11 protein-coding genes are annotated in these 13,811 nt (G+C 56.7%); 7 read left to right on the plus strand and 4 right to left on the minus strand.

The features are described 5' to 3' along the window. Nucleotides 1-12 precede the first annotated feature (12 nt). Nucleotides 13-4,824 carry an NAD-glutamate dehydrogenase gene (locus tag KORLAC_RS17500; protein ID WP_139167380.1) on the plus strand — a complete coding sequence of 1,604 codons (4,812 nt, stop codon included), beginning with the start codon at nucleotides 13-15 and terminating at the stop codon, nucleotides 4,822-4,824. A gap of 120 nt (nucleotides 4,825-4,944) precedes the next feature. On the opposite strand, the gene KORLAC_RS17505 is transcribed toward KORLAC_RS17500, so the two are convergent. Then, a complete protein-coding gene (locus KORLAC_RS17505; RefSeq protein ID WP_068308924.1) occupies nucleotides 4,945-5,772 on the minus strand; it encodes a pirin family protein in 828 nt (275 codons plus the stop codon). A 38-nt stretch (nucleotides 5,773-5,810) separates the two neighbouring features. Continuing rightward, complete coding sequence (locus KORLAC_RS17510; protein ID WP_068308926.1) at nucleotides 5,811-6,788, minus strand: glutathione S-transferase family protein; 978 nt, start codon at nucleotides 6,786-6,788, stop codon at nucleotides 5,811-5,813. Nucleotides 6,789-7,040: 252 nt separating this feature from the next. Here KORLAC_RS17510 and KORLAC_RS17515 point away from each other — a divergent pair, with 252 nt between their 5' ends. Beyond that, nucleotides 7,041-7,700, plus strand: coding sequence for a substrate-binding periplasmic protein (locus KORLAC_RS17515; protein ID WP_160328660.1), 660 nt, complete (start codon nucleotides 7,041-7,043; stop codon nucleotides 7,698-7,700). Here the strand turns inward: KORLAC_RS17515 and KORLAC_RS17520 are convergent. Both KORLAC_RS17520 and KORLAC_RS17525 read right to left on the minus strand, forming a co-directional pair. Continuing rightward, nucleotides 7,685-8,590: a LysR family transcriptional regulator gene (locus KORLAC_RS17520; protein WP_068308929.1), complete on the minus strand. Its 906-nt coding sequence runs from the start codon at nucleotides 8,588-8,590 to the stop codon at nucleotides 7,685-7,687. The genes KORLAC_RS17515 and KORLAC_RS17520 overlap by 16 nt on opposite strands. A gap of 82 nt (nucleotides 8,591-8,672) precedes the next feature. Then, nucleotides 8,673-9,191, minus strand: a complete 519-nt coding sequence (locus KORLAC_RS17525; RefSeq protein ID WP_068308931.1) for a hypothetical protein — start codon at nucleotides 9,189-9,191, stop codon at nucleotides 8,673-8,675. A gap of 150 nt (nucleotides 9,192-9,341) precedes the next feature. Here KORLAC_RS17525 and KORLAC_RS17530 point away from each other — a divergent pair, with 150 nt between their 5' ends. From KORLAC_RS17530 to istB, 5 genes are all read left to right on the plus strand, one after another. After that, nucleotides 9,342-9,707 carry a helix-turn-helix transcriptional regulator gene (locus tag KORLAC_RS17530; protein ID WP_068308933.1) on the plus strand — a complete coding sequence of 122 codons (366 nt, stop codon included), beginning with the start codon at nucleotides 9,342-9,344 and terminating at the stop codon, nucleotides 9,705-9,707. 2 nt (nucleotides 9,708-9,709) lie between these two features. Next, nucleotides 9,710-10,960 carry a type II toxin-antitoxin system HipA family toxin gene (locus KORLAC_RS17535; protein WP_068308935.1) on the plus strand — a complete coding sequence of 417 codons (1,251 nt, stop codon included), beginning with the start codon at nucleotides 9,710-9,712 and terminating at the stop codon, nucleotides 10,958-10,960. A gap of 205 nt (nucleotides 10,961-11,165) precedes the next feature. Then, nucleotides 11,166-11,369 (plus strand): hypothetical protein, encoded by a 204-nt coding sequence (locus KORLAC_RS18825; protein WP_139167379.1) that lies wholly within the window; start codon nucleotides 11,166-11,168, stop codon nucleotides 11,367-11,369. 45 nt (nucleotides 11,370-11,414) lie between these two features. Next, entirely contained in the window at nucleotides 11,415-12,911 is a 1,497-nt protein-coding gene (gene istA / locus KORLAC_RS17540; protein ID WP_139167411.1) for an IS21 family transposase, read from the plus strand. Next, the gene (gene istB / locus KORLAC_RS17545) at nucleotides 12,908-13,666 is read left to right on the plus strand and encodes an IS21-like element helper ATPase IstB (protein ID WP_068308939.1); all 759 of its coding nucleotides are present in this window, start codon (nucleotides 12,908-12,910) and stop codon (nucleotides 13,664-13,666) included. The genes istA and istB overlap by 4 nt, the downstream gene beginning before the upstream one ends. Nucleotides 13,667-13,811 lie beyond the last annotated feature (145 nt).

Consider the following 13,811-nt stretch of genomic DNA (forward strand, 5'->3'; position numbering starts at 1 on the left):
GGGACCAATATAGTGACTACGGATGAGCAACGCGCACAAGTCATGGCGGAGATTGGCCGATTGGCCATGGAAACCATGCCCGGCGAATCCTTTGAAGAGTTTGAGAAATTTCTGACGGGCTTTTATGCCCAGGGTCCCGACGACCTGATGAGCGCGGATCCGGAGACGCTTTTTGCCATCGCCCACAGCATGTGGGACATGGCAGCGAAGCGCCCCTCGGGCACGCCGCTGATCAAGGTTCTGAACCCGCGCGGCAAGAAGGGCTCATGGGCCAGCCGCAACACGGTGCTGCAGATCGTCAATGACGATATGCCTTTCCTTGTGGATTCGATCACGGGTTGCCTGGCGGTTACGCTTCATTACCGCATCCATATGATGCATCACCCGATCCTACAGGTTGCCCGCGACGATAAGGGTGTGCGCCTAGCGTCTGGCGAAGACGCTGCCAATGAATCCTACATGTTCATTGAGATCGACGCCCAATCAGACAAGACTGCGCTGCAGGAAATTGAAGATACGCTCAGAGCCACACTCGCGGACGTGCGGGCGGCAGTGAGCGACTGGCGTGCGATGCTGGCGAAAATCGACGAGACGGTCGCCAGCCTGACGGTGAACCCGCCACCGATTGACAATGAAGAGGTCGAGGAAACTATCCGCTTGCTGCGCTGGCTTGGGTCAGACCATTTCACCTTCCTCGGTTTCCGCGAATACCGGTTTGACGGTGACCCTGCCACCTTCGACTTCAACCGGGTGGATGGGTCAGGCCTTGGTATCCTGCGTGACCCGGCGCGGAATGTCCTGCGCGACAAGGACGGCTTGACGCCTATGTCACCGGAAATCCGGCACTTCCTGACGCATCCTGAGCCGCTGATTATCACCAAGGCGAACGTAAAATCCACGGTGCACCGCCAGTCCCATATGGACTATATCGGTGTGAAAATCTTTGACAGCGAAGGCAGGGCCATTGGCGAACGCCGCTTTGTCGGTCTCTTCACTTCGCTCTCCTATAACCAGTTCACCACCGATGTGCCGATCGTGCGCAAGAAGGTTGCGAATGTGCTGGAGCGGTCCAAGTTTGCCCAGCGGTCCTATGCCGGCAAGGCGCTTGCCCATATCCTTGAGACATTCCCGCGGGACGAACTGTTCCAGGTGTCTGAAGACTGGCTGTTTGAAACATCCATGGGCATCCTGCAGCTGACAGAACGCCCCCGCCCGCGCACCTTTGTGCGCCCGGACAGGTTCGAACGCTTTGTCTCGGCGCTCGTCTATGTGCCGCGTGAAAACTATAATTCCGGGCTGAGGATCGCGATCGAGGAAATCCTGTGCAAGGCCTATAACGGTGAAGTCTCGGTTTATTATGCCAACCTCTCAGAGGAAGCACTGGCGCGCTGGCACTTCATTATCCGGACCCGTCCGGGCGAGGTGCTGAAGCCTTCGGAGGAAGACATCAACGCTGCGATCGCAGAGGCAGCACAAGGCTGGATGGACCGCCTTCATTCCGAGCTTGCGAACCGGATCGGTGAAGAGCAAGGGAACAAGCTGCATCACGAATATAAGAACCGCTTCACCGTTGCCTACATCGAGGCCTTCACGCCGGCACAGGCGGCTTATGACGTTCAGAAGCTTGAAGACGTTCGCGGCAAGGATGATGTGCGGGTTGATTTCTATCGCCACCTTGATGACGGCGCCAATCACTACCGGCTGAAAATCTATCACGGCAGCCAGCTGATCGCGCTCTCAAGCTGTATGCCAGTGTTGGAAAACATGGGCTTCAAGGTGCTATCCGAGCACTCCTATGAAGTGTCTGGCAAGGTCACGAGCTATATCCATGATTTCGCGCTCGATCGTCCGGAAGGCAGCCCGTTCGGGCTTGAGCGCCTGAAGCCGCTCGTGGAAGACCTGTTTATCAAGGTTTGGCACGGTACCATTGAGGACGACGGCTTTAACGAACTGGTGTTGACCGCCGGCATGCGCTGGGACGAGATCGTGATCCTGCGGGCTTACGGCAAATATCTGCGCCAGCTCGGCATGGGCTATACCCCGGAATATATCGCCGACACGATGGTGGCCAATGCCGAAATTTCGGCCCAGCTTGTGGCGCTTTTCAAGGTGCAGTTCGACCCGGCTTACGAAGGCGCGGACCGCGAAACCATGGCCCAGAATATCGTGACTGACCTCCGGTCTTTGCTTGAGGCCGTCACGAGCCTGGACGCTGACCGCATCCTCAGGGCTTACGGCAATGTGATCCGGGCCACGCAGCGCACCAACTTCTATCAGGAAGGCGTTGTGGACCGTCAGGACGAGCGCGCGCTTGCTTTCAAGATCCGCTCGCGCGAGGTCAATGAGATGCCGAAGCCGAAGCCTTTTGCCGAAATCTGGGTTTATTCGCCCCAGGTGGAAGGGGTGCACTTGCGTGGTGGCCCAGTGGCCCGCGGCGGCCTTCGCTGGTCTGACCGGCGCGAGGATTTCCGTACCGAGGTGCTGGGCCTTGTGAAAGCGCAGCAGGTGAAGAATGCCGTGATCGTGCCACAGGGCGCGAAGGGTGGCTTCTTCCCGAAACAGTTGCCGCCGATGAGCGACCGGGAAGCCTTCATGGCGGAAGGTGTGGCCTCATACCGGTCCTTCATTTCAAGTCTTCTTTCGGTCACCGACAACCTGAAGGGCGCCAAGGTGAAGCCGCCGAAAAGCGTGGTGCGCCGCGACGGTGACGACCCATACCTGGTGGTGGCGGCCGATAAGGGTACCGCGACATTCTCTGATATCTCGAACGGCATCTCCGAAGGCCAGGGCTTCTGGCTTGGGGATGCTTTCGCGTCCGGTGGTTCGAACGGCTATGACCACAAGAAGATGGGCATCACCGCCAAGGGTGCCTGGGAAAGCGTAAAACGCCATTTCCGCGAACTGGGTGTCAACACCCAGAAGGATGAGTTCACGGTTATTGGTGTGGGCGATATGGCGGGTGACGTATTCGGCAACGGCATGCTGCTGTCGAAAACCATTCGCCTGCAGGCGGCCTTCAACCATATGCATATCTTCCTGGACCCCAACCCGGGTGACGCCAAGGCCAACTGGAAAGAGCGCAAGCGTCTGTTTGATCTGCCGCGCTCAAGCTGGACGGATTATGACACCAAGCTTATTTCCAAGGGCGGCGGCATTTTCGAACGATCGGCCAAGTCCATCTCCCTGTCACCAGAGGTGAAAGAGTGGCTGGGCGTTGAAGCGGACGCCATGACGCCGACTGACCTGATCAACCGCATCCTGAAGGCGGAAGCCGACCTTCTGTGGTTTGGCGGGATCGGCACTTATGTGCGTGCCACGACCGAGAACAATGCCCAGGTGGGCGACCGCGCGAACGACGGGCTCCGCGTTTCAGCGGATGAGCTTAAGGTGCGGGTGATCGGCGAAGGCGGCAACCTGGGCATGACCCAGAAAGCCCGGATCGAATTTGGTCACAAGGGTGGCCGCCTGAACACCGACTTTATCGACAACTCTGCCGGTGTGGACTGTTCGGACAAAGAGGTGAACATCAAGATCCTTCTGGCCGATGCGATCGCCCGCGGCAACCTGACCCGCGAAGATCGTGACGACCTCTTGGTGTCCATGACCGACGAAGTGTCAGACATTGTCCTCTCGGACAACTATCTGCAGACCCAGGCTATTTCGCTTGCGGAAGTGAATGCCCGCAATGCCCGCGAATATCATCTGGGCCTCATTCGGGCGCTTGAGCGCGATGGTGGGCTGGACCGCGAGATCGAGGTGCTGCCGTCCGACGAGGGCTTTTCGGAACTCGCCGCCAATGACCGCGGCCTGACCCGGCCCGAGATTTCGACCCTGATGGCCTACGCCAAGATGTCACTCTTCGACATCCTGGTGAAATCCAAGCTGATTGACGACCCGGTGATGCAGCCAGAGCTCGAATGGGGTTTCCCGACTGTGCTGCGCGACAGGTTCGCCACCGAGCTCAGTGAACACCGCCTGCGCCGCGAGATTATCGCAACCGTGCTGGCAAACGAAGTGGTCAACTGGGCGGGCCTGACCTTCGTTTACGAAGTGAAGGAAGAAACCGGCCTGGGTGTGGAAGATATCGTTGCCGCCTTTGTGGTGGTGCGCGAAATTTTCGGCCTCAGGGACCAGTGGGAAGCCATCAACGACCTGGACTATAAGGTCACAGCTGGCACGCAGTATGACATGCACCAGTCGGTATCCGACAGCCTGAAGACACAGGTAATGTGGGTGCTCCGGAACATGCCGCGGCCGATCAACATCAGCGAAATGGTTGAAGCCTTCAGGGAGCCGGTCAAGGACCTGTTTGCGATCAACCAGTCGATCCTTTCTGAACCTGCACAGGAAGCATTTGTCTACCGCCGCGATGCCTTGAAGGCCATGAAGGTGGGTCACGATCTGGCGACCTTCGTGTCCGGTTTTGAGGTGCTGGTGTCTGGCCCGGATATCATCCAGGTGGCCAAGAAGGCCAAGAAGCCGGTTGATTATGTGGCTGCGGTTCACTTCGCGCTCGGTGATGAGCTTGGCTTCGATTGGCTTCGCCAGCGGGCTGACCGTATCACGCCGGAAGATCACTGGGACCTCTTGTCCATCCGGTCCGAGCTTGAAGACCTGTCTGACCAGCAGCGTGACTTGGTGAATGCCGTTTGTATGGGTGCGGGCGATATGACAGCCAAGCAGGCGACCAAAGCCTGGGCCAAGGATCAGCAGACCCGGATCATCCGCGCCAAGCGCCTGGTGGAGGACCTGAGCTCATCTGGTGGTTTGACCGTTGCTAAGCTGAGCTTTGCAACGCGTCACCTGCGCTCGATCCTCAGGTAACAGGGCACATAGAGAAGCAAGAAAAAGGGGCTGCCGATTGATCCGGCGGCCCCTTAGTTTTCAGCGGGGATATCAGCAGCCTTTGAAGGGAGCGGTGCTGACCTGCTGAGGGAAGTAGTATCAATTGGGGTTCAGGAACCGTCCTTTTCCCCAATCCTCCAAAGTATTCAGGATTTCTTCACGCGTGGTCATCACGAACGGGCCGTAGCGTGCTATGGGCTCGCCAATCGGGGCGCCTGCAATCATCAGGAAACGGGCGCCGGGCCGGCCTTTTACTGTGACGCTGTCGCCGTCCGACAGGATCGCAAGCGTGCGCGTGGGAAACGACTGCCCTTCGACCGACAAACCACCCTGGATGCCGTAAAGAAAGGCCGTGTGGCCCTTCGGCACGGGCAGGGTTGCCTCTTCGCCGGTCAGTGTGATGTCCCCGTAAAAAGGCTTAACCGCAATATCGCGCACGGGGCCCTCATGGCTGTTCAGTTCGCCGGCAATCAGGTGGGCTTCATAGCCGTCGCCAGATACAGTCGGGATCTCGTTCTTCGACACATCCTGATACCTGGGCGGGATCATCTTTTTCGCCCCCGGCAGGTTGACCCACAGCTGGAAGCCGCGCACGTCCTCGCCGCTTGCCACAGGCATCTCCGAATGGACAATGCCGCGGCCTGCCGTCATCCACTGGGCGTCGCCCGGGCCGATGACGCCGCTGTTACCGCTTGTGTCGCCGTGCCTCATTTTGCCCGACAGCATGTAGGTGACTGTCTCGAAACCTCTGTGGGGGTGTTCGGGGAAGCCCGCACCCCGTGAGTCTTTTGGCAATTCCATTTCGTCCAGCAGCAGGAAAGGGTCCAGGTTCATCAGGCCCTTGCGGCCGATGCTCCGGTGAACTGTCACGCCCTGGCCTTCAGCCATGGCCACGGCCTCAAATAGTGTTTTGATCTTGCGATTCATCGCTTGTCTCCCAACCCTTCGTTATAACCAGGCCTTCGTTATAGCCAGTCACGGCCATGAGGGGCCGACAGGTCAATTTCAGGGCCCACGGGCACGATGCCAGTGGGGTTGATGGTTTTATGGCTGGCGTAATAGTGGGTCTTGATATGATCCATATGCACGGTCTCGCGCACGCCAGGCATTTGGTAGACCTCCCGCACATAGGCGGACAGCTCGGGGTATTCCTTCAGCGTACGGATGTTGCATTTGAAATGCCCCACATAGACGGGGTCGAACCGCACCAGCGTGGTAAAGAGGCGAATGTCAGCCTCGGTAAAGCTGTCCCCTGCCAGATAGCGGTGCTCCGCCAGACGGCCCTCGAGCCAGTCCAATGTCTCAAACAGAGGCACAACAGCCTCTTCATAGGCTTCCTGTGTGGTGGCGAACCCGGCCTTGTAGACGCCGTTGTTGACTGTGTCATAGATGCGGTCGTTGAGGCTGTCGATCTCAGTTCGCAGCGTTTCGGGATAATAGTCGCCTTCCGCCGCACCAAGGCCGTCGAACGCGGTTGAAAACATGCGGATGATATCAGCGCTTTCGTTCGATACGATGGTCCCCAGCTTCTTGTCCCAAAGCACAGGTACCGTCACCCGGCCGCTGTAGGCAGTGTCGGCGCGGGTATAGATCTGGTGCAGGAAGTCTGCGCCATAAAGCGCGTCGCCCGTGCTGCCGTCACTTTCATCAAACGTCCAGCCGTTCTCCAGCATGGTCATGCCCACAACGGACACGTCGATCATGTCTTCAAGGCCCTTGAGCGCGCGAACAATCAGCGTGCGGTGCGCCCACGGGCATGCATAGGATACGTAAAGATGATAGCGTCCGGCCTCTGCCTTGAAGCCGCTATCGCCGGTGGGACCAGCGGCACCATTGCTGGTGACCCAGTTTCTGAACTGGCTCTCGCTACGCTTGAATTTGCCGCCCGTTGATTTGGTATCATACCACTTGTCGTGCCATTCGCCGTCGATCAGAAGTCCCATTTTGTGCCTCCATTGTTGTTAGGGCAAAGATAGGGTTTTCGGTGCATGCCTTGTAGGAGGCTATCGCCCAAGGCAGTGTTGCAAAATTGCGAACGCCCCTGACGTTTAATCATGAGGTTTAGTCATGGGGTTTAACCATGTTCAAAGGATTGCCTGTTAGGTTATGCTGCTGTGATCACATGATAGGGAAGGATGCCTGTGGCCGCATTGTGCCGAAATCTGATTCTGGTGCTGTTGGCCTGGGCCTTTTGTATGCCTTTGGCTTCGGGCGCGGCGCGGGCAGACACTTCTTGTCTGCGCATGGGCGTGATCTTCAGGGCGGAAACGGTCCTAGAGGTCAAACAGGCGGCCCAGCGAATTTTCGACAGGGCAGGCCTGTGCCTGGAGCTGGTTGAAATGCCGGTGCGGCGTGCCGAACAGATGGTCCTGCGTGGAGGACTGGACGGCGAAATACTTCGCACCGCGCTGTGGGTAGAGCAGCACAAGGAAGATGTTATTGCCGTCCCGACACCGTTTTTCGAAGACCATATGATGGCAATAAGCCTTGAGGCGCGGCAGCTTAAAATTCAGGAGATGAATGACCTGCGACCCTACAAGGTGGTGATTGCGGGTGGTCATCGATGGGCGGAAGCAAAGCTGGGGGCGCTGGGCATTGAGCCGGTGAAAACCAGTTCCGCCAGCCGGTATCTGGAGCTTTTGCACATTGGCCGCGTGGATGTTGGCTTGATGGAAGAAAGCCTCGTGGCGCTCATTTCCAATAAGCAGGGCATTGCCCTCAAGCGCCTGGAGCGCCTGCCCTACTATACGGTGCTGCGCCGCGACCATGAGGCACTGGTGCCCCAGCTTGATGCGGCGCTCAGGTGGGCGCGGGGGACCTCACAGCTAGGCGTGCGGGATCAAACCTCGCAGTGATTTTCAGGGACGGCGAACCAATCGGCCATGAAGTCGATGAACAGCCGCACCTTGAGCGGAAGCAGGCGGCGTTCCGGGTAGAGTGCATAAAGGTATGATGGGGCCCTTGGGACATCTTCAAAGAGCTTGATCACCTTGCCGTCCCGGACGGCGTCTTCAAGGAAGAAATCTGGCAGGGTGGCGATCGCCACACCTTCAACCGCCGCCGCGAGTTGCATAAGGCCGGAATTCGATGTCACCTGCCCGGTAACGCGTACGGCGCGGGCATTATTGCCTGTGCCGAACCGCCACTGTTTGGCTGCTTCCACGTTAGAATAGAAAACACAGTTATGATCCTTCAGGTCTTCGGGTGTTTTGGGCGTGCCGTGTGCCTCAAGATACGCTGGGCTTGCCACCACATGATGGCGAATGTCGCAGATCTTGCGCGCGATCAGGCTGGTGTCCGAAAGTTCCGGCGCGATCCTGAGGCCAAGATCAAAACCGCCGCCAATGATATCCACCCGTTCGTCGGTCAGGTTCATCTCCAGCTTCAGGCCCGGATGCTGCTGGGCAAAAGCCATCAGCGGTGGGCCCAGCTTTAGGTCGGCGAAACTTCTGGGAGCTGTGAAGCGAAGGGTGCCGACCAGATTATCGCTGGTGTGCTTCACCGCCTGGGCGGCATCTTCCACATCATCGAGGATACGGATACCGCGCTCATAAAAGAGTGCGCCCTCATCCGTCGGTGTCACGCCCTTGGTGTTGCGCGCGAGCAGCTTGACGCCAAGCCCGTCCTCAAGGGACTGGCAGCGCCGACTGGCGACCGACTTGGTGATATGCAGCGCTTTGGCGGCAGCCGTCAGGTTGCCGGCCTCAACGGCGCGGCAGAAGGTGCGGATGGCTTGCAGGTCCATGAGTATGCTCCCGGCATGGGTTACGCCATGCCGGGAAACTTACGCTGCTGTTCGCTTTTTTGCAACGGTGGTTGCAGCAAGCCTAGCGCCATCGACGGGCGATATAGAAGCAGGCAAGCCCGCCGATCAGAAACATGGTGCCAAGACCAAAGTGCCAGTCGATGGCGGACGGATGGCTGTGTTGGCGCATATCATAGAGGGTGTATTTGCGGTAACCGCCTTCGACTTTTTCGACAAAGTTGTTGCCTCGATTTGTGTCCATCTCACGGAAATCATAGTCTATCCGGTCTGTGAGTGTGCCGTTATTGCTATCTGGGCCGCCAACACCGAGAAACTCGAAGATCATCGGCGATTCGTCTGGTTTGATCACCCCTTCCGAGCGGTACAGGAAGCTGGTTTCCACGGTTTTAGGTACTGAGAAAGCGAGCCCCAGCATGGCAGCGCCCACCATGATCATCGCCAGGCCAGCCAGCAGCCAGCCGCGCATCAGCCGGGCTTCGCCCTTCTGGCGCTTGAGCATGGTGGCACGAACTTCCTTGATCTCCCTCAGCTTGTCCAATTCCGCGGAGAACACAGACCCGCACAGGTCCTCGACCTTCATGGCAATGGTGAAACTGGCTGCAATTTTTTCGGTCTACGGCCAGTCGGACATGGATCGAATGCTGGCAGAAGAAAGTAGGTACCATTTAAGGAGATTGACATTTAATTTATAATATAATATGAAATAAAATTCTTTAAAGGTAATATAATAATGGCTAATAAGAAGCAGACATACAGCACACGTATTTTATCGGCACTCCAGAATCTTGGTCGGAATCTAGAAGTTGCGCGTCTTGTTCGGGAGATGTCTGTTGAGGAGCTTGCCTCCCGAGCCGGGGTGTCCGCACAAACCGTGAAAAATATCGAGAAGGGAAAACCTGGTATTTCCGTTGGGAATCTCGCGAAGATATTGGTCGTCATGCAAGAGCTTGATCAGTTGGAAGGAATTATGGACGACTCCTCCAAAGACCCAATCGCCGATATTATGAAAAGGCGATCTCTTCCGAAACGTGTGCGGCGAAGATCAAGAGTGAAGGATATTGAGAGCGGTAAGGCTGTTGAAAGCGTGAAGTTTTAGTAATGGAAAAGAGGCTTAAGGTATATATTGGAGATTATCCGGTTCCGGTCGCTGATGTTATTTACGCGAAAGAAGGCTCGCGTCAATACTCCCGATTTGAGTATACCTCAGAGTGGCTTGATAATCCTGCTGCTTTCCCTATCTCTCCGGAGGTTCCTATACAAGCAGGCCCGGAATTCAGATCGAATGATCGGGAAAAGCAGACTTCGAGTTTCCTGTCCGCGATTGCCGACTGTTGCCCCGATAGTTGGGGAAGGGGACTTATCAGGCGAAAGATTCCTGGTGCAACAGATTACGACTATCTCGCGGAAGTAAATGATTTCACAAGACAAGGAGCATTGCGATTCAAAGAGCCCGGTGACGACCGGTTTGTATCATGCCAGAGCCCTGAGATCCCGAGCATCTCGACACTGGAGGCACTCAGGCAAGAAGTCCACAAGATCGAGTTGGACCCTGCATACGCAGAAGGTGGCGCTAAAGCATTGTTTGGAAGTGGGTTGGGCGGAGCAAGGCCGAAATCAGACGCTATTGAGGATGATGCCCTGTATGTCGCCAAGTTTCCTTCGCTTAACGATACGAAACCAGTCGAAAAAGCTGAGGTGGCTACGCTTTGGCTTGCAAGGAAGATAGGCCTTGATGTTCCTGATTCCTTCTTGATTGGGGATAGATTTGCAATTGCGGTCCTCAAGAGATTTGACCGAGATGATAGTGGCAAACGGCACCTCTACATTTCCGGACAAACCATGCTGAAGTCGGAGACCGCTATCGGTCACTATTATACTGACCTCGTGGATCAAATGAGGTCGCAATCAAAGGACTTCTCACGCGATGCTTCGGAGTTGTTCAGGCGGGTAGCCTATACAATTCTGATTTCCAATACTGATGATCACATGAAAAACCACGGTTTCCTTAGAAAATCAGGGAGCAATGGTTGGGAGCTTTCTCCTATGTTTGATGTAAACCCTCAACCTGAACGGGGAAGAACTCTTGAAACCGGAATTTCTCCCCTGTCAGCAGATGAGGCGTCAATTGAGGCTCTAATCGAAGCTTCTTCTCTCTTTGATGTCGATGAAAATGAAGCTGTGGAATGGATTGGTGATATGGCTGAAAAGATGAAGGAATATTGGGGGGCAATGCTTGAAAAGGTGAACCTTTCAGGCGCCGAGAAGCGGTTCTATTTGAGAGCTATTGAACATGCAGAATTTGAGCGCGCACTTCGCTTGAATTCACCCCAGTCAGCTCCGAGATTCTAATTATATCTAGCCATTCCCATCTGAATGCCCTACGGGCTCCTTGTACGCGCCCCAGCCTACGCACAAGATCCTTTCTGACACGGGTGCTCAGTAGCTTGGAGATGTTTCTATTACTATCCTTCCGGACCTGTGTTGAGACATTTCGGCCAGCTACCAGTTAAATTGTGATCTCCGTTTTGCTCAGGTCACTCATCATGATTGCGGTATGGATCCCGCCATCGGCAAATGTCGATTTTGGAATGCCGAAATATCTGTATGCCTTTGCGTCGTTCCTGCTGGCTTCGGCTCTCTCAAGTACCCGAAGCTTGCGCTTGATCTATCTTTCATCGCTTTTCATGGTCATCGTGTATATGGCGGTGCAAAAGTGAGCCACGGAAGCGGCGGCAAAGTGTTGCTGCGGGCGGACTAAAAGTTTGCCAGTTTGAGGCTTTTCCATTTTTGGGAGGGCCAGAGGATATTCACCGTGGACTTATACAGACGCGTGCGGCTTGCCTGCCATGTTGAGGGGTTGAGCCAGCGAGAAGCTTCGCGCCGTTTTGGCGTCTCCCGCGCCAGCATATCGAAGATGCTGCAATACTCGGAGCCTCCGGGTTACCAGCGCACAGAACCGGTCAAGCGGCCGAAGCTCGACGGCTTTACCGAGATCATCAATACTATTCTTGAGGGTGACCGTCAGGTGCACCGCAAGCAGCGCCATACAGCGAAGCGCATCTTCGAGCGCCTACGCTCCGAGTATGGCTTTGAGGGCGGCTATACGATCATCAAGGATTATGTGCGGGAGCAGAAGCGTGTCGGTCGGGAGGTGTATGTTCCGCTCAGCCATACCCCGGGCCACGGCCAGGCGGACTTCGGCGAAGCCCAGGTGGTCATTGGCGGTGTCCAGCAGAAGGCCCACTTCTTCGTGCTCGACCTGCCGCACAGCGATGCCTGTTATGTCAGGGCCTATCCCCGGGCCACGACGGAGGCGTGGCTGGATGGTCATAACCAGGCCTTTGCCTTCTTTGGCGCTGTGCCGCAGTCGATTGTCTACGACAACGACCGCTGTCTGGTGTCCCGTATCCTACCGGATGGCACGCGCAAGCGGACCGACAGCTTCTCAGCCCTTTTGTCCCACTATCTGGTCAAAGACCGCTATGGCCGTCCCGGCAAGGGCAACGATAAGGGCAAGGTTGAAGGTATGGTTGGCTATACTCGGCGTAACTTCATGGTCCCCATTCCGTCCTTCGCCAGCTTTGACGCTTTCAATAGGTATCTGGAGGACGCTTGTATCAGGCGGCAGTCAGATGTCCTGTCAGGGCACAAGGTGAGCATCGGGGACCGGCTGCAGGCTGATCTGGCAGCGATGCGTCCCTTGCCGAAGGCGCCGTTCGATGCCTGCCACAAACAGGCTGGCAGGGTGACCTCCCTGTCTCTGGTGCGCTACAAGGGCAATGATTACTCGGTACCTGTTGCCTTTGCCCACCGGGAAGTCTGGATCCGGGGCTATGTCAGCGAGGTGGTCATTGGCTGCGCCGGGGAGATCATCGCCCGTCATGAGCGTTCCTATGACGAGGCAGATATGGTCTTCAATCCATTGCATTACCTGCCGCTGATTGAGCGCAAGATCATGAGCCTTGACCAGGCAGCCCCGCTTGATGGCTGGGCGTTGCCGGAAGAGATACACAAGTTACGGCGGCTTCTGGAAGCCCGCATGGGCAAGGCCGGCAAGCGGGAATATGTCCAGGTGCTGCGGCTATTGGATACAGTGGATATGGCAACGCTCTCGGCGGCGGTGAAGGATGCCCTGAACCTGGGGGCCATCGGCTATGACGCCATCAGGCATCTGGTGCTGTGCCGGATCGAACGCCGACCGGCGCGGCTTGACCTGACGCTTTACCCCTACCTGCCGAAGGCCACTGTAGGCACCACGTCGCCGTCCAGCTATATGTGTCTGATGGGAGCTGCGTCATGAGTGAAGCACCACAGGTATTGCTGGCCCACCACCTGAAGAAGCTGCGCCTGCCCACCTTCCTCAGGGACTATGACAAGGTGGCCCGCCAGTGTGCGTCTGAAGGTGTTGACCATACCGGTTATCTGGCCCGGTTGACCGAATTGGAACTGATCGACCGGGAAAGGCGGATGATCGAGCGGCGGATCTCCCTCGCCAAGTTCCCGGCGGTCAAGAGCCTCGACAGCTTCGACTTCAAGGCCATTCCCGAGCTGAACAAGATGCTGGTGCTGGACTTGGCGCGCTCAGAGTATGTGGACCGTCATGAGAATATCATCGCCCTTGGCCCCAGTGGCACCGGCAAGACCCATGTCGCCCTCGGTCTCGGGCTGGCCGCCTGCCAGAAGGGCATCAGCGTTGGCTTCACCACGGCCAGCGCCCTGGTGCATGAACTGATGGAGGCGAGGGATGAGAAGTCCCTGCTGCGCTACAAGAAAAAGCTGGCCAAATACAGATTGCTGATCGTTGACGAACTGGGCTTTGTGCCGCTCTCAAAGACCGGTGCCGAACTGCTGTTCGAGGTCTTCTCCGAGCGCTACGAATGCGGCTCGACCATCGTCACCAGCAACCTGCCGTTCGATGAATGGACGGAGACCTTCGGCTCGGAACGTCTCACCGGGGCACTCCTCGACCGGCTGACCCACCATGTTCACATCCTGGAGATGAACGGCGAAAGCTACCGTCTCACTCAAAGCCGGTCAAAAACACACCCCAAATAAGCGCCCAGATAGAATAGCCGGGGGCATGCCCCCGGCTATCATATCAACCATATCCAAAGTGGCTCACTTTTACGCCGCCCTCTGGCCTAATTTTACTCCGCCCTTGACACAAACAGCCCTCCGGCAGCCAACAAAAAACCGCCCC

It is taken from the genome of Kordiimonas lacus (genome assembly GCF_001550055.1).
Taxonomy (GTDB): domain Bacteria; phylum Pseudomonadota; class Alphaproteobacteria; order Sphingomonadales; family Kordiimonadaceae; genus Kordiimonas; species Kordiimonas lacus.

Bases quoted from the DNA above. Each gene is read 5' to 3' on its own strand.
- istB (WP_068308939.1), top strand. From the start codon at position 12,908: ATGAGTGAAGCACCACAGGTATTGCTGGCCCACCACCTGAAGAAGCTG.
- KORLAC_RS17505 (WP_068308924.1), bottom strand. From the start codon at position 5,772: ATGAATCGCAAGATCAAAACACTATTTGAGGCCGTGGCCATGGCTGAA.
- KORLAC_RS17525 (WP_068308931.1), bottom strand. From the start codon at position 9,191: ATGAAGGTCGAGGACCTGTGCGGGTCTGTGTTCTCCGCGGAATTGGAC.
- KORLAC_RS17530 (WP_068308933.1), top strand. From the start codon at position 9,342: ATGGCTAATAAGAAGCAGACATACAGCACACGTATTTTATCGGCACTC.
- KORLAC_RS18825 (WP_139167379.1), top strand. From the start codon at position 11,166: ATGGATCCCGCCATCGGCAAATGTCGATTTTGGAATGCCGAAATATCT.
- KORLAC_RS17535 (WP_068308935.1), top strand. From the start codon at position 9,710: ATGGAAAAGAGGCTTAAGGTATATATTGGAGATTATCCGGTTCCGGTC.
- KORLAC_RS17510 (WP_068308926.1), bottom strand. From the start codon at position 6,788: ATGGGACTTCTGATCGACGGCGAATGGCACGACAAGTGGTATGATACC.
- KORLAC_RS17515 (WP_160328660.1), top strand. From the start codon at position 7,041: ATGCCTTTGGCTTCGGGCGCGGCGCGGGCAGACACTTCTTGTCTGCGC.
- KORLAC_RS17520 (WP_068308929.1), bottom strand. From the start codon at position 8,590: ATGGACCTGCAAGCCATCCGCACCTTCTGCCGCGCCGTTGAGGCCGGC.